Source organism: Kluyvera intermedia, assembly GCF_021440345.1.
GTDB classification, from domain to species: domain Bacteria; phylum Pseudomonadota; class Gammaproteobacteria; order Enterobacterales; family Enterobacteriaceae; genus Kluyvera; species Kluyvera intermedia_A.
In genome coordinates, this window is the sequence record NZ_JAKCNS010000011.1 from 220,933 (window position 1) to 242,868 (window position 21,936).

16 protein-coding genes and 1 pseudogene are annotated in these 21,936 nt (G+C 54.5%); 4 read left to right on the plus strand and 13 right to left on the minus strand.

Features of this window, described 5'->3' with window-relative positions:
• Positions 1 to 185: 185 nt before the first annotated feature.
• Positions 186 to 4,073 carry a phosphoribosylformylglycinamidine synthase gene (purL, locus tag LZ634_RS03815; protein WP_234502430.1) on the minus strand — a complete coding sequence of 1,296 codons (3,888 nt, stop codon included), beginning with the start codon at positions 4,071 to 4,073 and terminating at the stop codon, positions 186 to 188.
• A 245-nt stretch (positions 4,074 to 4,318) separates the two neighbouring features.
• On the opposite strand from purL, the gene mltF reads away from it, so the two are divergent.
• Positions 4,319 to 5,848 (plus strand): membrane-bound lytic murein transglycosylase MltF, encoded by a 1,530-nt coding sequence (gene mltF / locus LZ634_RS03820; RefSeq protein WP_320673443.1) that lies wholly within the window; start codon positions 4,319 to 4,321, stop codon positions 5,846 to 5,848.
• Between the two features lies 1 nt (position 5,849).
• On the opposite strand, the gene tadA is transcribed toward mltF, so the two are convergent.
• Both tadA and yfhb read right to left on the minus strand, forming a co-directional pair.
• Positions 5,850 to 6,365: a tRNA adenosine(34) deaminase TadA gene (gene tadA / locus LZ634_RS03825; RefSeq protein WP_234502431.1), complete on the minus strand. Its 516-nt coding sequence runs from the start codon at positions 6,363 to 6,365 to the stop codon at positions 5,850 to 5,852.
• 66 nt (positions 6,366 to 6,431) lie between these two features.
• Positions 6,432 to 7,067 (minus strand): phosphatidylglycerophosphatase C, encoded by a 636-nt coding sequence (gene yfhb / locus LZ634_RS03830; protein ID WP_234502432.1) that lies wholly within the window; start codon positions 7,065 to 7,067, stop codon positions 6,432 to 6,434.
• Positions 7,068 to 7,292: 225 nt separating this feature from the next.
• Between yfhb and LZ634_RS03835 the strand changes: the two genes are divergently transcribed.
• Positions 7,293 to 8,141, plus strand: a complete 849-nt coding sequence (locus LZ634_RS03835) for a MurR/RpiR family transcriptional regulator (protein ID WP_234502433.1) — start codon at positions 7,293 to 7,295, stop codon at positions 8,139 to 8,141.
• A gap of 93 nt (positions 8,142 to 8,234) precedes the next feature.
• Positions 8,235 to 8,495 carry a YfhL family 4Fe-4S dicluster ferredoxin gene (locus LZ634_RS03840; protein WP_234502434.1) on the plus strand — a complete coding sequence of 87 codons (261 nt, stop codon included), beginning with the start codon at positions 8,235 to 8,237 and terminating at the stop codon, positions 8,493 to 8,495.
• Here the strand turns inward: LZ634_RS03840 and acpS are convergent.
• The 7 genes from acpS to lepA form a co-directional block, all read right to left on the minus strand.
• Positions 8,492 to 8,872 (minus strand): holo-ACP synthase, encoded by a 381-nt coding sequence (acpS, locus tag LZ634_RS03845; RefSeq protein ID WP_234502435.1) that lies wholly within the window; start codon positions 8,870 to 8,872, stop codon positions 8,492 to 8,494. The genes LZ634_RS03840 and acpS overlap by 4 nt on opposite strands.
• Positions 8,872 to 9,603: a pyridoxine 5'-phosphate synthase gene (pdxJ, locus tag LZ634_RS03850; protein ID WP_234502436.1), complete on the minus strand. Its 732-nt coding sequence runs from the start codon at positions 9,601 to 9,603 to the stop codon at positions 8,872 to 8,874. Before pdxJ ends, acpS begins: the two co-directional genes overlap by 1 nt.
• Before the next feature lie 96 nt (positions 9,604 to 9,699).
• The gene (recO, locus tag LZ634_RS03855; RefSeq protein ID WP_234502537.1) at positions 9,700 to 10,407 is read right to left on the minus strand and encodes a DNA repair protein RecO; all 708 of its coding nucleotides are present in this window, start codon (positions 10,405 to 10,407) and stop codon (positions 9,700 to 9,702) included.
• Between the two features lie 131 nt (positions 10,408 to 10,538).
• Positions 10,539 to 11,444, minus strand: a complete 906-nt coding sequence (gene era, locus LZ634_RS03860; RefSeq protein ID WP_234502437.1) for a GTPase Era — start codon at positions 11,442 to 11,444, stop codon at positions 10,539 to 10,541.
• Positions 11,441 to 12,121: a ribonuclease III gene (rnc, locus tag LZ634_RS03865; protein WP_052282246.1), complete on the minus strand. Its 681-nt coding sequence runs from the start codon at positions 12,119 to 12,121 to the stop codon at positions 11,441 to 11,443. Before rnc ends, era begins: the two co-directional genes overlap by 4 nt.
• A 220-nt stretch (positions 12,122 to 12,341) precedes the next feature.
• Positions 12,342 to 13,316, minus strand: coding sequence for a signal peptidase I (lepB, locus tag LZ634_RS03870; protein WP_234502438.1), 975 nt, complete (start codon positions 13,314 to 13,316; stop codon positions 12,342 to 12,344).
• Between the two features lie 15 nt (positions 13,317 to 13,331).
• Positions 13,332 to 15,131, minus strand: a complete 1,800-nt coding sequence (lepA, locus tag LZ634_RS03875; RefSeq protein ID WP_234502440.1) for a translation elongation factor 4 — start codon at positions 15,129 to 15,131, stop codon at positions 13,332 to 13,334.
• A gap of 233 nt (positions 15,132 to 15,364) precedes the next feature.
• Here lepA and LZ634_RS03880 point away from each other — a divergent pair.
• Positions 15,365 to 15,517, plus strand: a pseudogene (locus LZ634_RS03880) (DinI-like family protein); the annotation flags it as partial.
• A gap of 164 nt (positions 15,518 to 15,681) precedes the next feature.
• Here LZ634_RS03880 and LZ634_RS22730 read toward each other — a convergent pair.
• From LZ634_RS22730 to LZ634_RS03900, 3 genes are read right to left on the minus strand one after another with little or no spacing between them, the layout of a single operon-like run.
• Entirely contained in the window at positions 15,682 to 18,420 is a 2,739-nt protein-coding gene (locus LZ634_RS22730; protein ID WP_414467727.1) for a phage tail protein, read from the minus strand.
• 56 nt (positions 18,421 to 18,476) lie between these two features.
• A complete protein-coding gene (locus LZ634_RS03895; protein WP_234502442.1) occupies positions 18,477 to 21,554 on the minus strand; it encodes a host specificity factor TipJ family phage tail protein in 3,078 nt (1,025 codons plus the stop codon).
• Positions 21,551 to 21,931, minus strand: a complete 381-nt coding sequence (locus LZ634_RS03900) for a nitrite transporter (RefSeq protein WP_234502444.1) — start codon at positions 21,929 to 21,931, stop codon at positions 21,551 to 21,553. The genes LZ634_RS03895 and LZ634_RS03900 overlap by 4 nt, the downstream gene beginning before the upstream one ends.
• Between the last annotated feature and the right edge of the window lie 5 nt (positions 21,932 to 21,936).

Sequence of the window (21,936 nt, forward strand, 5' to 3'; positions counted from 1 at the left end):
GGGGCCGATAAATAAAACCATTTAAAATCAATAAATTAAATGTCTCCATTTAACGACAGTGCCATACCCTCAATGTCGGGGTTTCCCGACACACTGGAGAGACCAGGAGGATAAGCCCGGCAATTTTCAGAAACCAATAAAAAAGCCCCTCACAAGGAGGGGCCTGATCTTATGATACGACAACCTTAGCCGAGCTGTTTACGCGCGTTGCGGAAAATACGCATCCACGGGCTGTCCTCGCCCCAGTTTTCCGGGTGCCAGGAGTTCGCCACTGAACGGAATACACGCTCAGGGTGCGGCATCATAATGGTGACGCGGCCGCTTTCGTTCGTGACTGCGGTAATGCCGTTTGGCGAGCCATTTGGGTTAGCCGGATAGGTCTCCGTCACTTTGCCAAAGTTATCGACGAAGCGCAGCGCCACCAGACCTTTACTTTCAAGCGCCGCCAGATGCGCGCCATCGCGGACTTCCACGTGGCCTTCACCGTGAGAAACAGCAATTGGCATACGCGAACCTTCCATCCCCTGCAGCAGCAGAGATGGGCTGCTGGCAACTTCAACCAGGCTAAAACGCGCTTCAAAGCGGTCGGAGTGGTTACGCACGAAGCGAGGCCACAGGTCGCTGCCCGGGATCAGTTCGCGCAGGTTCGACATCATCTGACAGCCATTACATACGCCCAGCGCCAGCGTCTGCGGACGGTGGAAGAAGGTAGCGAATTCGTCACGAACGCGATTGTTGAACAGAATGGATTTCGCCCAGCCTTCGCCCGCCCCTAACACGTCACCGTAAGAGAAGCCGCCGCACGCAACCAGCGCATCGAAAGCGTCAAGACCGAGACGACCAGCCAGCAGATCGCTCATGTGGACGTCAATGGCGTCAAAGCCCGCACGGTGGAAGGCCGCCGCCATCTCCACATGGGAGTTCACGCCCTGCTCACGCAGTACGGCCACTTTCGGACGCGCACCGGTAGCAATGTACGGCGCTGCTATATCGGCATCGATATCGAAAGTCAGCTTCACGTTGAGGCCCGGATCGTTATCGTTCGCTTTCGCGTTATGTTCCTGGTCAGCACATTCCGGGTTGTCGCGCAGACGCTGCATCTGCCAGGTGGTTTCAGCCCACCACATGCGCAGCTGGGAACGGCTTTCACTGAACACCGGCTGGCCATTGGCCGTCAGGGTGAAACGGTCGCACGCAACCGCCTGACCGAGGTAATGCACGCAGTCAGCCAGACCATTAGCCGCCAGAATCGCTTCTACCGCTTCACGGTCAGCAGCACGAACCTGAATCACCGCGCCCAGTTCTTCGGTAAACAGCGCCGCCAGACGATCGTCGCCCAGCGTCGCAATATCGGCTTCCACGCCGCAGTGACCGGTAAACGCCATCTCTGCCAGAGTCACCAGCAGGCCGCCATCGGAACGGTCGTGATAGGCCAGCAGTTTACGCGCGGCAACCAACGCCTGAATGGCGTCGTAGAAGCCTTTCAGCTGCGCCACGTCGCGGACGTCGGCTGGCTTGTCGCCCAGTTGACGATAAACCTGCGCCAGCGCAGTCGCGCCCAGCGTATTGTGGCCTTTGCCGAGATCGATAAGCAGCAGGGCGTTATCTTCCGTTACCAGCTGCGGGGTGATGGTATGACGCACATCTTCCACGCGAGCAAAGGCAGTAATCACCAGCGACAGCGGCGAAGTCATCTCGCGCTGCTCATTGCCTTCCTGCCAGCGGGTTTTCATCGACATGGAGTCTTTACCCACCGGAATAGTCAGGCCCAGTTCAGGACACAGCTCTTCACCAATGGCTTTCACCGCTTCATAAAGACCGGCGTCTTCACCCGGATGGCCGGCAGCAGACATCCAGTTAGCGGAGAGTTTGATCTGTTTGATATCGCCAATCTGCGTGGCGGCAATGTTGGTCAGCGCTTCACCCACCGCCAGGCGAGCGGAGGCGGCGAAGTCCAGCAGCGCCACCGGCGCACGTTCGCCAAGCGCCATCGCTTCACCGTAGTAGCTATCGAGGCTAGCGGTGGTCACCGCGCAGTTCGCAACCGGGATCTGCCATGGGCCAACCATCTGATCGCGTGCAACCATACCGGTAACAGTACGGTCACCGATGGTCACGAGGAAGGTTTTCTCCGCCACCGTCGGCAGGTGCAGCACGCGGTTTACCGCATCGGCCAGGGAGATATTTTCCCGCGCCAGCGCTTCACCTTTCGCCTTCAGCGTCTGGACGTCGCGGGTCATTTTCGGCGTTTTGCCAAGCAGCACGTCAAGCGGCAGATCGATTGGCTGATTGTCGAAATGACGGTCATTCATGGTCAGATGCTGCTCTTCGGTGGCTTCACCGATAACCGCGTAAGGCGCGCGCTCACGTTTACACAGCTCTTCAAACAGCGGCAACTGGTCAGCGGCAACCGCCAGAACATAGCGCTCCTGGGATTCGTTACACCAGATTTCCAGCGGACTCATACCCGGCTCATCGCTGAGAATATCGCGCAGTTCAAATTTACCGCCGCGCCCGCCGTCGCTCACCAGCTCCGGCATGGCGTTAGACAGACCGCCTGCACCCACGTCGTGGATAAACAGAATTGGGTTAGCATCGCCCAGCTGCCAGCAGCGGTCGATAACTTCCTGGCAGCGACGTTCCATTTCCGGGTTGTCACGCTGTACGGAAGCAAAATCGAGATCAGCATCAGACTGGCCGGAGGCCATTGAAGAAGCCGCGCCGCCGCCCAGGCCGATATTCATTGCCGGGCCGCCGAGGACGATCAGTTTCGCCCCAACGACGATCTCGCCTTTCTGCACGTGATCGGCACGGATGTTGCCGATCCCACCCGCCAGCATGACCGGTTTGTGGTAGCCACGCAGCTCTTCGCCGTTGTGGCTGTTAACCTTCTCTTCGTAGGTACGGAAGTAGCCGGTCAGCGCCGGACGACCAAATTCGTTGTTGAACGCAGCGCCGCCCAGCGGGCCATCGGTCATGATATCCAGTGCGGTAACGATACGATCCGGTTTACCAAAATCTTCTTCCCACGGCTGTTCAAAGCCCGGAATGCGCAGGTTAGAAACGGAGAAGCCCACCAGCCCCGCTTTTGGCTTCGCACCGCGTCCGGTTGCGCCCTCATCGCGGATTTCACCGCCGGAGCCGGTTGCCGCACCCGGCCATGGAGAAATTGCCGTCGGGTGGTTGTGGGTTTCAACCTTCATCAGGATATGCGCCGGCTCCTGATGGAAATCGTAGCGGCCAGTTGCATAGTCGGCAAAGTAGCGGCCAACCTCAGAACCTTCCATGACTGCGGCGTTATCTTTATAGGCCGACAGCACGTGTTCCGATGTAGTTTCGAAGGTATTTTTAATCATTTTAAACAGCGACTTCGGCTGCTTTTTACCATCGATAATCCAGTCGGCGTTGAAGATTTTGTGGCGGCAGTGCTCGGAGTTCGCCTGGGCGAACATATACAGTTCGATGTCGTTCGGGTTGCGCCCCAGTTTGCTAAACGCGTCCTGCAGGTAGTCGATTTCATCATCGGCCAGCGCCAGGCCAAGACGGATGTTGGCATCAATCAGCGCCTGACGGCCCTGCCCCAGCAAATCAACGCTGGCAACCGGTGCCGGCTGGTGATGAGCAAACAGTTTTTCCGCGTCCTGCAGGGAGGTAAATACGCACTCCATCATACGGTCGTGCAGTTCTGCGGCGACGGCATTCACTTGTTCATCGGTCAGACTCGCGGCATCAATATAGTACGCCACGCCGCGTTCCAGACGCAGAACCTGCGGCAGGCCGCAGTTGTGAGCGATGTCGGTAGCTTTCGAAGACCAGGGGGAGATAGTGCCAGGGCGGGGAGTGACGAGCAGCAGTTTGCCGGTAGGCGTATGGCTGTTGAGATTTGGGCCATACTTCAACAGTCGCTCAAGTCGGGCCAGCTCTTCTTCGGTCAGCGGCGCTTCCAGGTCAGCAAAATGGACATACTCGGCGTAAATATTGCTTACCGGGAGGTTGGCTGCCTGAAAACGCGTCAGCAGTTTGTTAATGCGAAATGCAGACAGTGCAGGCGAACCACGCAGAATTTCCATCATAAGTCTCTCGTCTTCTCAGCTTTCAGTGTGCGCAATGGGGGAGAACGGGCGCTATTATAGAGAATCCTGCGCCCTGACGAAACCGTTTGCGTCGAAATAAAATCATTGCCGCGCTTTACCAATAGATGTGACTCACTTCTCGAATCAGTTGCCAACTGGCGTAATGTTAAGCAAAATGCCGCTCAATCTGTAGCAAACCTTAGTGTCGTCAGGGATAACTTTTAACATCTCAGCGAATTAACTATTTGAAAAAACTAAAGATTAATTACCTGCTCATCGGCGTTGTGACGCTGTTGCTGGCAGCGGCCCTGTGGCCATCCATTCCCTGGTTTGGCAAACCAGAAAACCGAATCGCCGCGATCAAAGAGCGGGGGGAGCTGCGCGTCAGTACCGTGCTCTCGCCGCTGACCTATAGCACCTTTAATGATAAAGATATCGGCCTCGACTACGAGCTGGCTCAGCAGTTTGCTGACTACCTTGGCGTGACGCTGAAAATTACCGTACGCCAGAACATCAGCCAGCTTTTCGATGACCTCGACCACGGCAACGCCGATATGCTGGCCGCAGGGCTGGTCTATAACAGCGAGCGGAGCAAGAACTATCAGCCCGGCCCCACCTATTACTCCGTTTCGCAGCAGATGGTCTACCGTGTCGGAAACACGCGCCCGCGTAACCTGAGCAACGTCACCGCCGATAAGCTCACCGTAGCGCCGGGTCAGGTGGTGATTAGCGATCTGCAAAGCTTAAAAGAAACGAAGTACCCTGACCTCTCATGGACCGTTGATGAAAAACGCGGTTCGGTAGGCCTGATGCAGGCGGTGATCGACGGCAAACTGGACTACACCATTGCCGACTCGGTCGCCATCGGTCTGTTCCAGCGCGTACACCCGGAACTCGCGGTGGCGCTGGATATCACCGACGAGCAGCCGGTGACCTGGTTTAGCTTGCAAGACGACGACAATACGCTTTCTGCGGCGATGCTCGACTTCTTCAATAATATGAATGAGGACGGTACCCTTGCCCGCCTGGAGGAGAAGTATCTCGGGCATGGCGACGATTTTGACTATGTCGATACCCGTACGTTCCTGCGCGCAGTGGATAACGTGCTGCCCGATCTGCGGCCGTTATTTGAAAAGTACGCCAGCGAAATAGACTGGAAGCTGCTGGCCGCCATCTCTTATCAGGAGTCTCATTGGGACCCGCTAGCCACCTCACCCACCGGGGTACGCGGGTTGATGATGCTGACCCGAAATACCGCCCAGAGCCTGGGATTAAGCGACCGTACCGATGCCGAGCAGAGCATTAGCGGCGGCATGCGCTATATCCAGGATATGATGACCAAAGTGCCGGAGAGCGTCCCGCAGGAAGAGCGGATCTGGTTTGCGCTGGCGGCTTATAACATGGGCTATGCCCATATGCTTGACGCCCGGGCGCTTACCGCAAAGCAAAAAGGTAATCCGGACAGCTGGGCTGACGTTAAACAGCGCCTGCCGCTGCTGAGCCAGAAGCCATGGTACAGCAAGCTAACCTACGGCTATGCACGCGGGCATGAGGCCTACACCTACGTCGAAAATATTCGTAAGTACCAGATAAGCCTGGTCGGTTATTTGCAGGAAAAAGAGAAGAAGGCAACGGATGAGATGGCGATAGCGCAGGCTTATCCGGCGGTATCATCAGACGAACTCAATCAGAACCACTACAGCCTGTTCTCATTTATGCCGTCACCAAATCAAAACGACGCGGTGTCGTTTTTAATGTCACGGCATAAAAAATAAGCTATTGGGCCGCGGGAGGATTTTCTTTCGCGGCCTGCTTCAACGTTTTTTGCTGCTGGCGACGATAGCGGAAGAAATCACTCAGCATGCCGGAGCACTCGTCAGCCAGCACCCCTTCGGTAAATTCTATCCGATGGTTCATACCGGGATGATGCAGCACATCGATTAGCGAGCCCGCCGCACCGGTTTTGGCATCACGCGCGCCAAATACCAGATGGCCAATGCGGCTGTGGACCATTGCCCCGGCGCACATCACACAGGGTTCCAGCGTCACATACAGCGTGGTATCAATCAGACGATAGTTCTGCAGCACCAGACCGCCCTGACGCAGTGCCATGATTTCCGCATGCGCGGTCGGGTCATGGCGGCCAATCGGACGATTCCAGCCCTCACCAATCACCTGGTTGTTATGCACCAATACCGCACCCACCGGTACTTCACCCTCTTCCCAGGCGCGTTTGGCCAGCATGAGCGCATGGCGCATCCAGTATTCATGGTTCAGTTCAATGTCGGACAACGTGAAGACTCCAGATGATAAAACGCCGCGCATTATACACAAAATCCACCAAAGCGCAGCGCCCGCTTATTCCAGCTGCTCGAGCTCACCGCGCGGCGTCACCCGCCAGCGATGCTCACAGAAAAAGAGTAGCGGGTTATCCTGCTTGCTGTCGCTATAGCCGCTGTATAAACGTAGCGGTGCACCAAGACGTTGCTCCAGTTGTACCACTTTCTCATGTCCCAGGCAGCGGACTGATAACACGCGGCCACCGAACCCACGCTGCATCTGGCTGCCAATCAGGTTCACCCGGGCCATCCACGGTACATCGACGTAGGCGCGTTCGACCAGCGTCTGCGGCGAGCCGGTAATCAGCCAGACGTCGGCGTCCTCACGGCTCAGGTAGCTGTCTAAGCGCTGCTGCACCACGGGAAATGGCGTCACCGTCGCCCGGAACCAGATGATAAAGCTGGCCTCCAGCGCGTTTAACGTCGCTTCCCGGCGGGCAAACGTACAGCCCCAAAGCAGCACGCTCATCGGCCAGCGCGCCGCGCGCCCTCTTATCAGCATTGCAGCACCGATAATAGGCAGCAGTGGCACAACCAGCAGCGCATTGAGCGGCAGACGGCGCAGCAGATAGCGAATGAATGCGCCAAACAGATCCTGCTGGTGCAGCGTGCCATCAAGGTCAAAGAACACCACGCGGCGGGAATGGCTGGTCAAATGAGACTCCTGTTATTCGGTATCAGTCCAGGCAATAGATTAACAGATCCCCCACCCGCTTTCGCCAAACGGGCCTTCAACAAGGATTCGAGTGAAAAGAGTTGAGTTTTGCCGGCACACGGAATATTTAATTCGCTGTATCTGGTTATAATAGAATACATAATTCTTTCAAACGAGCAGAGTGGTGCTTCGGTACACAGTGGTCATTGTGCCCGTGAGGTTCTCATGAATTGTTTAATCAGTATTCGCCAGCGCTATCTTCAGCTGGCGCAAAGCGATAGAAAGCTGGCGGATTTTATTTTGGCGCAGCCGGATCAGGCGCGTCATTTAAGCTCACAGCAGCTGGCAAGCCAGGCCGGCGTCAGCCAGTCCAGCGTGGTCAAGTTTGCCCAAAAGCTCGGATTTAAAGGCTTCCCCGCGCTAAAGCTCGCGCTCAGTGAGGCGATGGCCAGCAGCGTCAACCCGCATTCGGTGCCGGTGCATAACCAGATTTGCGGCGACGATCCGCTGCGTCTGGTTGGCGAGAAGCTGATTAAGGATAATGTCGCGGCGATGCATGCATCACTCGACGTGAATAGCGAAGATAAACTGGTGGAAACGGTAACGCTGCTGCGCAGTGCGCGACGCATTATTCTCACCGGGATTGGCGCATCGGGGCTGGTGGCGCGTAACTTTAGCTGGAAGCTGATGAAAATCGGTGTCAACGCCGTTTCCGAGCTGGATATGCATGCCCTGTTGGCCACCGTCCAGGCAATGACTAAGGACGATTTACTGCTGGCTATCTCCTATTCCGGCGCCCGCCGGGAAATTAACTTGGCCGCTGACGAGACGCTGCGAGTCGGAGGGAAAGTGCTGGCGATTACCGGTTTTTCGCCGAATGCCCTCCAGCAGCGGGCAACTCACTGCCTGTATACCATCGCCGAAGAACAGGCCACGCGCAGTGCGGCAATCTCCTCCACCAGCGCCCAGATGATGTTAACCGACCTGTTGTTTATGGGTCTGGTGCAACAAGATCTGGAAAACGCACCGGAACGTATTCGCCACAGTGAAGCACTGGTGAAAAAACTGGTTTGATCGGCCGTGCTATTACCACAGAAAAGGTATGGCCTGAGTGGAAAATGAGCGTATAATGCGCGCCCTGTTTATTATGTTTCTGAGAATGTCCTGATGGCGCTGTTAATCACCAAAAAATGTATCAACTGCGATATGTGCGAACCGGAATGTCCGAATGAGGCCATTTCGATGGGTGAGAGTATCTATGAGATCAACAGCGATCGCTGCACCGAATGCATCGGCCATTACGACACGCCAACCTGCCAGAAAGTGTGCCCGATCCCGAATACCATTTTAAAGGATCCGGCACATCTGGAAAGCGAAGAACGTCTGTGGGACAAGTTTGTCCAGATGCACCACGCGGACAAAATTTAGCTTTCAACAATCACCGTGGCACAAGCATAGTGGCGTTCATCGGCGAGCGTCACGTGCATATTCGCAACCCCCATCCGCTCCGCCAATAGTTTTGCTTCACCCCATAACCGCAGCTTCGGTTTGCCCAGCTCATCGTTGTAAACTTCAAACTGATTGAACGCCAGCCCATTACGAATACCGGTGCCCATCGCTTTTGACGCCGCCTCTTTGACCGCAAAGCGTTTCGCCAGAAAACGCACCGGCTGCTGATGCGTCTCCCAGATAGCCCATTCATTATCGCTCAATACACGGCGAGCGAGGCGATCGCCGCTACGGGCGATCACTCCTTCAATACGGGCGATTTCGACGATGTCGGTACCTAACCCTAAAATGGCCATTAGCCGCGTGCTTCCAGCATCAGACGTTTCATCTCGGCTACCGCCTCTTTCAGGCCGGTCATCACCGCGCGACCAATAATCGCGTGACCAATGTTCAGCTCGTGCATTTCCGGCAGCGCGGCAACGGCTTTCACGTTGTGATAGGTCAGACCGTGTCCGGCGTTGACCTTCAGACCGAGGCTTGCCGCGTAGGTAGCCGCTTTGGCGATGCGTTCCAGCTCTTTAGCCTGTTCAGCGTCGGTCGTCGCGTCGGCATAGCAGCCGGTATGGATTTCGATATACGGCGCGCCGACATCAGCGGCGGCTTTAATCTGTGCGTTGTCAGCATCGATAAACAGTGAAACCAGGATACCGGCATCCGCCAGGCGTTTGCAGGCGTCGCGCATTTTATCGAACTGACCGGCAACGTCCAGACCGCCTTCGGTGGTCACTTCCTGGCGTTTTTCTGGCACCAGGCAGCAGAAATGCGGCTTGGTTTCGCAGGCGATCGCCAGCATCTCTTCCGTCACCGCCATTTCCAGGTTCATGCGGGTATCCAGCGTCTGACGCAGAATGCGCACGTCGCGATCGGTAATATGGCGACGGTCTTCGCGTAAATGCACGGTGATGCCGTCGGCACCGGCCTGCTCGGCAATGAATGCCGCCTGTACCGGGTCCGGATAGGCGGTGCCGCGCGCGTTACGCAGGGTGGCAATGTGGTCAATATTGACGCCTAACAGTAATTCAGCCATGACAATCCTCGTGTTTTTATTTTTAACGTTCTTTTTCCCTCACCCCGCCCTCTGCCCAAAATGGCGAGAGAGAAAGCGGGATGAGCACAATATCGGCTACCGCTTCGGGACAAACTGGCGGAACAATTCGCGGCTCTTTAACGGTTTCCCACCAAGATACGGCTTTAGCGCCATACGGGTAAAGCGTTTCGCGGCACGCAGTACATCGACATCAGGAAATTCCCGGTTCGCCAGCGCCTTTAGATGCCGTCCGGTAAAGGTGTTGTTATCAATCACAATACTGGCGATAAAGCCCTTTTCTTCACGATAGCGGTAGGTCATGGTGTCATCGACCTCATCGCCGCTCCCGGCACAGTGCAGGAAATCAACTCCGTAACCCAGATGGCCCAGCAGCGCCAACTCAAAACGACGCAACGCCGGTTCAGGTGAGCCGGTCGCGCCTGCCAGCGCCTGGATGCAGTGCAAATAGTCGAAGAAGAGTTCAGAGAACCGGGTTTCATGCTCAAGCACGCGGGACACCAGTTCGTTGACGTACAGACCGCTATAGAGCGTGATGCCGCTTAACGGTAGCGCCAGGGAGACAGCTTCTGCGCTACGCAGCGTTTTGACTTCGCCGCGTCCGCCAAAGCGAACTAACAGGGGGGTAAAGGGCTGAAGAGCACCTTTCAGGTTGGAACGTTTGGAACGTGCGCCTTTAGCAACAAGGCGCACGCGACCCGATTCTTCCGTGAAGACGTCCAGCATCAGGCTGGTTTCGCTCCAGGGACGACTATGCAGGACAAAAGCGCGCTGCCAGCCCTCCATCATACTCGTCGTCTTTCAGGCTGCTGGTGCGTTGGCTGCACCTGTTCACCCCGGTCACTTACTGAAGTAAGCTCCGGGGGATTCTCAGTCTTGCCGCCTTCCTGCAACCAGAAAGCCATAGAGTAGTTTACTCAGAGATCGTCGGTGTAACCGAGACTGCGCAGTGCGCGTTCGTCATCGGCCCAGCCTGATTTCACTTTCACCCACAGCTCCAGGTGAACAGGCGCTTCGAACATATCCTGCATGTCCTTACGGGCTTCGATACCAATGGTTTTGATCTTGGAACCTTTGTTACCAATAACCATCTTCTTCTGCCCTTCACGCTCAACCAGAATCAGGCCGTTGACGTCGTAACCGCCGCGCTCGTTAGAGACGAAGCGTTCGATTTCTACGGTCACTGAATACGGCAGTTCTGCGCCCAGGAAACGCATCAGTTTTTCACGGATGATTTCAGACGCCATAAAGCGCTGTGAACGGTCGGTGATGTAATCTTCCGGGAAGTGGTGGATCGCTTCCGGCAGGTGCTTACGCACGATACCAGCAACGGTGTCCACATTCAGCCCGCTCTCAGCCGAGATAGGGACGATATCGAGGAAGTCCATCTGGCTGCCGAGGAACTGCAGGTGCGGTAAGAGATCCGCTTTTTCCTGTACGTTATCGACTTTGTTCACCGCCAGGATGACCGGCGCTTTACCGCCGCGCAGTTTATTGAGCACCATTTCGTCGTCCGGCGTCCAGCGGGTGCCTTCGACCACGAAAATGATCAGCTCAACGTCACCGATAGAGCTGCTCGCCGCTTTGTTCATCAGACGGTTAATCGCGCGCTTTTCTTCCATATGCAGGCCCGGGGTATCGACGTAAATCGCCTGATAGGCCCCTTCGGTATGGATACCGACAATACGGTGGCGCGTGGTCTGCGCTTTTCGGGAAGTGATGGAAATCTTCTGCCCGAGCAGCTTATTCAGTAAGGTTGATTTGCCAACGTTCGGACGACCGACGATGGCAATAAATCCGCAGTAGTTTTTTTCTTCGCTCATTCCAGCTCCAGCTTTTTCAGCGCCTCTTCGGCGGCAGCCTGTTCCGCCTTGCGACGGCTAGAACCTGTGCCAACCACCGGTTCACTCAGGCCGCTAACCTGGCAGTGGATAGTAAATTCTTGATCGTGTGCTTCCCCACGTACCTGTACCACCAGATAAGATGGCAGCGGCAAATGGCGGCCTTGCAGATATTCCTGCAAGCGCGTTTTAGGATCTTTTTGCTTATCGCCCGGACTAATTTCGTCCAGACGGGTCTGATACCAGGAGAGGATCAGTCGTTCAACGTTTTGAATATCGCTGTCGAGGAATACCCCGCCAATCAATGCTTCAACCGTATCCGCCAGAATGGATTCCCGACGGAAACCGCCGCTTTTCAATTCACCCGGCCCTAAGCGCAAGCATTCGCCCAGTTCAAATTCACGGGCGATTTCCGCCAGCGTATTTCCACGAACCAGCGTCGCGCGCATCCGACTCATGTCGCCTTCGTCCACGCGAGGGAAGCGGTGATAGAGCGCGTTGGCGATCACGTAGCTTAGAATCGAATCACCCAGAAACTCTAAGCGTTCGTTGTGTTTGCTGCTAGCGCTACGGTGCGTTAACGCCTGTTGCAACAGCTCCTGATGAATAAAAGTGTAGCCCAGCTTCCGTTGAAGCCGATTAATTACGATGGGGTTCATGCGATACCAAATAAATGAATGCGTCAACAATGCAGCACACGAAACAGACCTGAGGAAAACCAATGCGGTTTCGTGTGCCGTGTCTCCCGGTCAGAGACATCCAAACTTCGGGGGGATATTCTATACGCAACGACAATGGATGTCGTTACTTTGAATGGATTAAAACATTAAATAATTCACGCGGCAGTTATTTGGCTGCCGCGTGAAGTCGGAGAGTTAATTAATGGATCCCACCGATGCGGCTTAAACGCACGCCGGTTGGCCATTGACCCTCTTGTTTTTCAAAGCTCATCCAGATGGCGGTTGCTTTACCCACCAGGTTCGCTTCCGGCACAAAGCCCCAGTAACGGCTATCCGCGCTGTTGTCGCGGTTGTCGCCCATCATGAAGTAATGCCCCGGTGGAACGATCCAGGTAGCCAGCGGCAGACCGGACTGGTGGTAATACATCCCGGCCTGGTCCTGGGCAATTGGCACGGTCAGGATCCGGTGATTAACCTCACCCAGAGTTTCCTGACGCTGCGCCAGACGCACGCCGTTCTCTTTGCTCTCGCCCTGCGGGACTTCAAAGAAGCCGCTGGTCGCCTCGCCGCCGTTGCTGCGGGAGAACGTCTGCACGAAATCGCTCGGCTCAACGTTGGAATAGGTCACTGGCAGCGCATTACCACACGCCTGGCCAGAACTGCATCCTGGTTGAATCGTGACCTGCTTCGCGACTGGATCGTAGGTCACTTTGTCACCCGGCAAGCCCACTGTACGCTTGATGTAATCAAGACGCGGATCTTCCGGATACTTGAATACCACGATGTCGCCGCGCTTTGGATGGCCGGTTTCAATAATCGTTTTCTGATAGATAGGATCTTTAATCCCGTAGGCGAATTTCTCCACCAGGATAAAGTCACCGATCAGCAGGGTTGGCATCATCGAACCAGACGGAATCTGGAACGGCTCATAGATAAATGAGCGCACAATCAACACAATCGCCAGCACCGGGAAAACCGATGCCCCCGTTTCAAGCCAGCCCGGCTTCGGGCCCACTTTTTTCAGCGTCTTTTTATCCAGCGAATCATCAGTTGCCGCCTGCGCAGCAGCCTGACGTTCCCGTCGTTTAGGTGCAAAGATAAATTTATCAATGCACCACAACACGCCCGTGACCAGTGTGGCAATCACCAGAATCAGGGCAAACATGTTCGCCATGCCAACTCCTTAAGATTATTTGCTGTCTTTACCGACATGCAGAATGGCGAGGAAAGCTTCCTGCGGCAGTTCGACGTTACCGATCTGCTTCATACGCTTCTTACCATCTTTCTGTTTTTGCAGCAGCTTTTTCTTACGGCTGATATCACCACCGTAGCATTTCGCCAGAACGTTTTTACGCAGCTGCTTAACCGTTGAACGCGCAATGATGTGCGTACCAATGGCCGCCTGAATTGCGATATCGAACTGCTGGCGAGGGATGAGTTCTTTCATCTTCTCAACCAGATCACGACCACGGCTCTGAGAGTTATCACGGTGAGTGATCAGCGCCAGCGCATCAACGCGGTCGTTGTTGATGAGGACATCAACACGCACCATGTCAGACGCCTGAAAACGTTTGAAGTTGTAGTCCAGAGACGCATAGCCGCGAGAAGTAGATTTCAGACGGTCGAAGAAGTCGAGCACCACTTCCGCCATCGGAATTTCATAGGTCAGCGCAACCTGATTACCGTGGTAAACCATGTTGGTCTGTACGCCACGTTTCTCGATGCACAGGGTGATGACGTTGCCCAGGTACGCCTGCGGCAGCAGCATATGACACTCGGCAATCGGCTCACGCAGTTCGTAGATATTATTCAGCGGCGGCAGCTTAGACGGGCTATCTACATAGATAGTCTCTTTGCTGGTGGTTTCCACTTCATACACTACGGTAGGCGCGGTGGTTATCAGATCCAGATCGTATTCACGTTCCAGACGTTCCTGAATGATCTCCATGTGCAGCAGACCCAGGAAGCCGCAGCGGAAGCCGAAGCCCAGCGCGGTGGAGCTTTCTGGCTCATAGAACAGAGAAGCATCGTTCAGGCTCAGCTTGCCTAACGCATCACGGAAGTTTTCGTAATCGTCGGAGCTTACCGGGAACAGACCGGCATAAACCTGCGGTTTCACCTTTTTAAAGCCAGGTAGCGCTTTATCAGCCGGGTTACGCGCCTGCGTCAGCGTATCGCCGACCGGTGCGCCCAGGATGTCTTTAATCGCACAAACCAGCCAACCTACCTCGCCGCAGTTCAACTGGGTACGGTCAACCTGTTTTGGCGTAAAGATGCCCAGACGGTCTGCGTTGTAGACCTGGCCGGTGCTCATCACTTTGATTTTGTCGCCTTTACGCATGGTGCCGTTTTTAATACGCACCAGCGAGACCACGCCCAGGTAGTTATCGAACCAGGAGTCGATGATCAGCGCCTGCAGTGGACCTTCTGGATCGCCTTCCGGCGGCGGAATATCGCGCACCAGACGTTCCAGGACGTCGGTCACACCAATGCCGGTTTTCGCCGAGCAGCGTACTGCATCGGTGGCATCGATACCGACAATGTCTTCAATCTCTTCCGCTACGCGCTCAGGATCGGCGGCCGGCAGGTCGATTTTGTTTAGAACCGGCACCACTTCCAGATCCATTTCCAGTGCGGTATAGCAGTTCGCCAGCGTCTGCGCTTCTACGCCCTGCCCAGCGTCAACCACCAGCAGTGCGCCTTCGCAGGCAGCCAGAGAACGTGAAACTTCATAAGAGAAGTCAACGTGGCCTGGGGTGTCGATAAAGTTAAGCTGATAGGTTTCCCCATCGGACGCTTTGAAATCCAGCGTCACGCTCTGCGCTTTAATAGTAATGCCACGTTCGCGTTCCAGATCCATTGAATCCAGAACCTGCGCTTCCATTTCACGATCGGAAAGGCCACCGCAAATCTGAATAATACGGTCAGACAGCGTTGATTTACCGTGGTCGATATGTGCAATGATAGAAAAGTTACGTATATTCTTCATAAATAAGGATTTTTTAACCCTGTTGCGTCTCGTTTTTTATTTAATGGACACAGTGGTGGACACATTGGAAAACCTACCCGTCCGTGCATTGGCGTGCATCTTACACTGTAGCGCGTCAATCGTCAGCATGCGATCCGATGATTAACAGATGCCGTTACACCTCTTACCTTCGTTTACATTAACAGAGGCTTCAGGCGACATACTTGCCGCCTGAATTGCTGCTGACGGTGTTTCATCACATCTTCCCTGATGCTGATGTGAGAGTTAAACCGATGATGACATTACCGACTATCAATACTAACGCCAGCAAGCATGAGAAAGGGCAAATCAGTCGAGCTGTTCAGGAGATGTTTGAAGAGGCCGAGTTCTGGCTGGTAGCTGAATAATGGGCAACACAATCATTTCAGAACTTAGTAACCACGATCCGAGTCTGGAAAGCCAGCTCACACCATCCCCACCGCCCCCAAAGGAAAAATATGCCCGCTAATGCGGGCGTTGTGTTTACTTCATAAATATAACTACCTGCGCAGCTCAGGAAATATCTAAGCCGCTATTGCAACGTCTCGCTACTGTCATCATCAACAAGTTGCGTTTCCAGGTCTTTCAGTGTTTGGCTCCACATCGAATCGTCAGGCATCTCAACACGTACAGAGACAAATTGATCGGCTGGAATATCTACCGGATCACCATTTTCAATACCTTCAATGTTGTTCTGTGCAAAAACTGGCGCCCCCGGATGAGTGCGGTGATAAGTCTTCACCCGAACCGAACCATCACCGTTAACTTCGTAATCCAGCCACACCAGCGGCTGTTTATTTCGGTCACAAGGTATTTCGAAACCGCCATCAATACCGCCCCACGCAGGATCGGCATTAAGCCCGACGCACCCCGTAATCAGATAAATGCCAACATCCTCACGCGTGACAGTAACACCTTCTGATTCACGGTTAGTTTCGCTTCTTCCGTCGGTGAAGATTTTCACAACAGGAGAGGCTTTCTTGATAAATCCTGAGCTATCAACCGTCGTGTTTAGTGTTGACCAGGCTTCTGCCCAACCAGTATTCCCATCCCGAATGGCATCACCGGCATATCGGAAAAAAAGCCGCGATGTTGAACTCATGAAAACCTGCAATGCGCGCGTCGTTGAATACCCAGATTCCCACAGAGCTCCGTTCCCAGTTCCCGTTGGTTGCCAGACTGACGTTCCCCCCATTGCTCCCGTGCTAATTCCCGTAGACCAGTCGCCGACGAAGGTGGGCAGGGTTAACGCGGTTGGCGATCTCACAGATACATCAACAAGGCCCGCAGAACCACGGATCGAAATACTGCGGCCACCAATTTTAGCAACGGTGTTATAGCCGCCATTTTTCGTGATTCTGGCGGTGTAATTCTGCTCCCTGTTTGTGCCGGTGACGGTAACGTTCCATGTATCACCGTTGACATACTCAATTCGTATGTGATTGTAGGCGGGCACCGTCACCTGCCCCGGCGCCGACGCACCGCCTTCAAAGAAGGGGAGATCGCTTTCCAGATAACAGGTATATTCGCCAACGTCAGTTGCTCGCAGATACTCTGCGATTACCTGGACGCTTGAAAATAATGCGACACCATCAGCCGGGTTGACATGATAGCGACCGGCATTCAAGTTTCTCCCCCGCGGATTATAGATCTGAGCAGCAGAACTGGCTCGCTGACTTAGGTCAATGGTTCCAGGTTCATTTACAGGGCAGTTCACACGAATAATGTTCAGCGTGCGATAGTTGGTGTTATCGGCTGAAATATAACGCACCGACTGCAGCAGGTACTGCTCTTCAGCACCCGCAATATCACACGATTGAATCCCCTCATTTTCCGTCGAGTAAGTATTCAGCCCTGTGTAGCGATCCCAGTAAGATTTAAAGTCAGCCGGGGTGATCAGATATTGACCTACTTCCGTACCATCAAGGCCGTATTCAGCGTAGCCTTGTAAGCCAGCAAATGACCATCCTGTCGCTGCGGTCGTAGACGCGCCAGCACCCGCAAAAATACGCTGAGAACCGAGGGCGATCCCCTGACGTTTCGGTTTTCCGGCCCCACGCCCCACAACCCCTGAACCAACGGTTATTGTCCCCCTGGGTGAGTACGCACCGTTAATAAGCGCGGTGATTGAAACGGAGTTAAATATATTGGAAACACCCGTCTCTACATTGAATATTTTCGGCCAGCCAAGATCGGCATTCTCATAGAGCAGAGTATTGGCCCAGCCGCTTAGCTGGTATCGAACACCCAAATCGGGTGATTCTTTAAACTCAGTAACCTGGGTCTTATCAGTGAGTGTGCGGGGATCGGCAATCGCATAAGTACGGATAGTACGGTTGGGGCTGTATGGCAGAAGAATGTAGCGTTGCCCTGACACGCGGTATACATGGATGCCTTCTGGCGCACCAACGTTGTTCGGAAAATGCAACCGGGTAACCAGTTCCCCGGTAATCCAGTCATGGACGGTTACCCATACTGATCCAGGGTTCAGTGTCTGCCAGCCGATGTAAACCAGATTATCGTAACGATCGATGTGCAACCCCTGAAACCCCATAACGGTGTAGCCAAATTCAGCTTTGAGATCAGCAGTAATATTATCGTCGTTAACGCTGAACTCGAGTTTCCAGTTCAGCGGTTTGTGAGTGCCACTTACGTGACGGGAAATATGCGATAGGTAACTTTTAACACCGTCGGCAACAATATACCGCGCGGTCACTTCAGTCACGACGCCGCCTGCTGCTGGCGAGCAGCGATACACAGCGCCATTGACGCGAATATACGATGAGACAGGTAGCAAAGTGCCAACCGCTACGTCATCGAGATTATCAGCAAATGAACCTGGAATAATGTCGTTAAGAAACAAACCTCTTTTCACATATTTTCGTAATGCAGCATCACCGACACTCACCCATTTACCTGGCCCTATCCCACCACTTGATTCAGGAGTGGAGCCAGGTGGAACTACTTTGGGAGAAGACCAGCCCCCATCCCATCGGTAGTATTCGCCGTTGCTTTCCCACTGGAGAACAGTGTTAGGAGTGTTGAGGGTAGCGCCAAGTTCAAAAGACTTCGCCGTGATATAGCCATAATTAAGCATCGATTGCGTTGCAAGAGATTCGATACCATACCAACTCATCCGGCGCTTTCCAAAGCGATCATTCCAGATTGCCGCAGTAATGCTGTTAACCGCGATATCAAAGTTCTGGGCGTTATCAAACAGGTCGTACGGGCTTGTAGAACCCAGTGGATTTTTGGTGGCGTATTTAGTCATGCTTGCTCCGGGCATTAAAAACCCGGCGCGGTGGCCGGGTGGAGATAATCGTTATGTCATGCAACGTCGCCGGGGTAACTGGCATCGTCGTACTGGTATTTACCGGGGTGATACTGCACTGCCGTGACCTGACTTGTGCCGTCGCTACCGGGCGTGATTTCGCCAATCAGCGCATCGTAGGGAACGCGTGTCGATGAACAAAACAGCAATCGTGGTGGCTCGATGTACGGGCTGCCCATGTCCCAGTTTTCTGGCTCAAGCGAGCCCGTGTTCGACACTGTCAGCGTAAAATCATCGACACGCGTCGGCGTCAGCATCGGTGATGCGCTGCCGTCCTGGTGACGGATAATCACGCGCGGATTGTCGAACGACCAATCTGGTGGTTCGCTGAGTGTCAGGGTTATGGTGCTGCCGGTATACGACATATCCGTTATCAGGCAGCTCAGTGTCTGGCTTCCTGGGATATCGTCAGACAGCACAATCCTGTCCATGAACTGATAACAGAGCGCATCCATTTCCGTTGATGTGGTGTGTTGCAGGCGCTGCAGGCGGTAGCCGAGTAACCGGCGCATGCCGATGCGCCAGGCACGATCCTGATCGGTCACGCCGTCGAGAGAATAACTTTCTACTTTTGCAGGTGTCGGATTGCCCGGCAGACGGCACTGCACCGTTTCTTCTGCCCAGGTGGTACCATTGAGATACGTTACGTCCACGCCACCGTAGTCGTCCTGACTCGGTGCTTTGAATGACGTTTGCAACTCCTCTGTCATTTCCTGCGGTGTGATCATCCCGGTCCACGATTTGATTCCTTCCCTGCCTGCCGACACCAGCCCGTCAGTGAGCAGGAAGTATCCCATTCCGGCGGCAGTGATTTTTTGCAGTACCTCCAGCGCCGACGAGCTGTCTCCAGTAGTCCAGTCGAAGGTTTCACCGCGCGGAGACCAGGTGCCAGACTCCAGCGCGTCAATTGCTGCATGGTCGATTTGAGGGTCAGTGAAGCCCAATGACTCCAGTACGTGATACAGCGCCCCGCTGATGCTCCGCGATATCCGGCCATTACCGTACAGCCGGGTAGGCGTGACATTGACTCGCCTGTCGGACTGTGCTGCCAGGCGATTACCCGTTCTGACAGACAGAGCTATAGTGGTGACTCCCGCATAACGTGCAGGCCGCTTACTGAGTCGTGACCGCATTGCCTGCCAGTACACGTTATTTACCGTACGCGAGCCGCCAATTTTTGTCGTTCGGCGAACCCTGACCTCGTACTGTGCCGCCGCAAGTCCGCTGATTCGTCGTGTGAACCCGTGTCCGTCAACCGTTTTACCGGAGAAACTGTATGCCACCTGACGCCATGTGCCGCCGGTTGCCGCATTCCGGTACTGCACAAGCACCTGAACGCTGTGTGACTGGGCATCGCCATTTTTCTTGTACTGGATGTGTCCGTTCGGGAAGATAAAATTGTTCTCAATGACGGTCGTCGCTTCACCATCCGGACAGGCCATAAATGGACCCAGCCACGAATAGTCGTCATTTACGCCTGTTACTCTTGAGTCCAGCAGAGTGCGTGCGGTAAACCCCGGCCATGACGGGTCGGCAATAACGGCATCGCCTGATTCTCGAATACGCTCAACCGTAATAGTCTGATCATCAATATCCGTAATGCGGAATTGCCCGTCTGCATATCCCAGGCTGATTCGCTGTACGCCGTCGGGTATACCGGTAAACCGCCGCCCGCTGGCGCTGTCATAGGCCAGCGTAATATGTGCTTCAACAGCAGCGGTGCCGCCACTGGATTCTGTCCCAGCAACATCAACAGGGGCATTACCGAACGCAGAGATCGGCAGTGTGCTGTGGCTGATACTGCCGCCAGCAAACGGACTGGATGCCTCAACAATCTGCAATTTTCCCGCCACGTCGCGAGCAACCAGCCCGGAGCCGGTTAACTGGGTGCTGATAGCATCAACCAGGCCACTCATTGTGACGTAGTTTGTCAGCAGAGATACGGCGTACGTGTCGCTCTGCCAGCCAATACTGAACGTGACCGGCGATGAACTGAAATCATAGGTCGTTGGCGCTGCATTGCCTGTGACGCTGGCAGCGGAGCCACCCACGCCAGGAACGGCCGGTACTCCCGGCGTATAGCCAGAAATAAACAGCGCGTAATCGGATTCGTTGAACCCCAGCAGCACCGGCATGCCAACAACAGGGGCAAGTTCATCAACATCACCATAAATCACGCTGTATCCGCCGGTATTTACCACGCGATACGACATAGGCGCTTCTACCGTGATGATGGTTCCCGTTACCCAGGACGGTGGGATCTCTACATCCTCACTACCAGAACTAACCTCCAGTGGTGTGATCGTATTCCCGCTGAACAATACTGATTCTGCAGTTACGCTGACTGATTGTGGGCCTGTTGATGTTAGGTCAAGCCCGGCGGTACCAGAAGATGTATTCCCAACCTCCCCACTATTGTGCCAGTTCTCCGTACGGCTGTCTGATGACACCATCGCCCCTGGTGGATAAAGCGTATAACTGACATCATCACCAAATGCAGACACTGGTGTAGAGCCAATACGGACAGAAGACGCAGGAATAGTCATATCCCCGACGCCGACACAGAGAAACATACTGGTGATGTACTTTTTTGGATCGGCGGAATCAAAGCGACTGATAGGCTGCACTGCATAATCCGGCCACACCCGATATTTACCGAAAATTTCCCGGATGGGATCGCCCAGTTTAGCCATGTTGGCTTTCGCCGGATTAAGCTCCAGTTGATCACCATTGGAAGGCTGCTGGCTGCTGCCCGTCTGCATGGTACTCATCATGTAGATAGAGTACGCCGCGCTGGCCACCGCAACAGCTACTGCTGCCCATAATGCTATTTCTGCCCCTGTACCGTACGGAACGGGAAAAATGCGAACGTCACTGTCCGGCTGAATAGAGGCGTTTGGCCATTCTTCTGGTAATACCGGAAGTCCATCAATTTCGACCGCAATGGGTTGCTGCTGATCGTGTTGATAGTTCTTCACGTTTTGCAGCAGCCAGTCGTGCAGCGTCAGCATGCCGTGCTCGTGCCTTTCCAGCGGTTCACCGGGTAATCTGGAGGGGAAAATACGGATGGTCACTGATAATACTCCACTCTCACAAATCGACGTTCGAACCGCGACAGCGGCAAAAAGGAGACGTTAGCGCGCGGATTGCACTCAGCGGCATGCAGCACCCCGCCAATACAGACTACGATGGCGACGTGTGTCACCATTGAACCCGAATAACAGGCGATACCTGCGCCGGCCGTCGGCTCACAACGGGTGAGCCCTGCCATTAATCCCCGCGCCTCACGTTCGAGCCCGCCATCATCTTTTGTCACGCCGGCGAACTCCGGCCAGGGCGCTAATCCGAGATCACGACGTACCTCGTTAACGATGCCAAAACAGTCAAGTTGCGGGTACAACCGGCCGCCCTTCAGCCAGGTGACTGAACGGTATTTATCAGGATTAAACATGATGA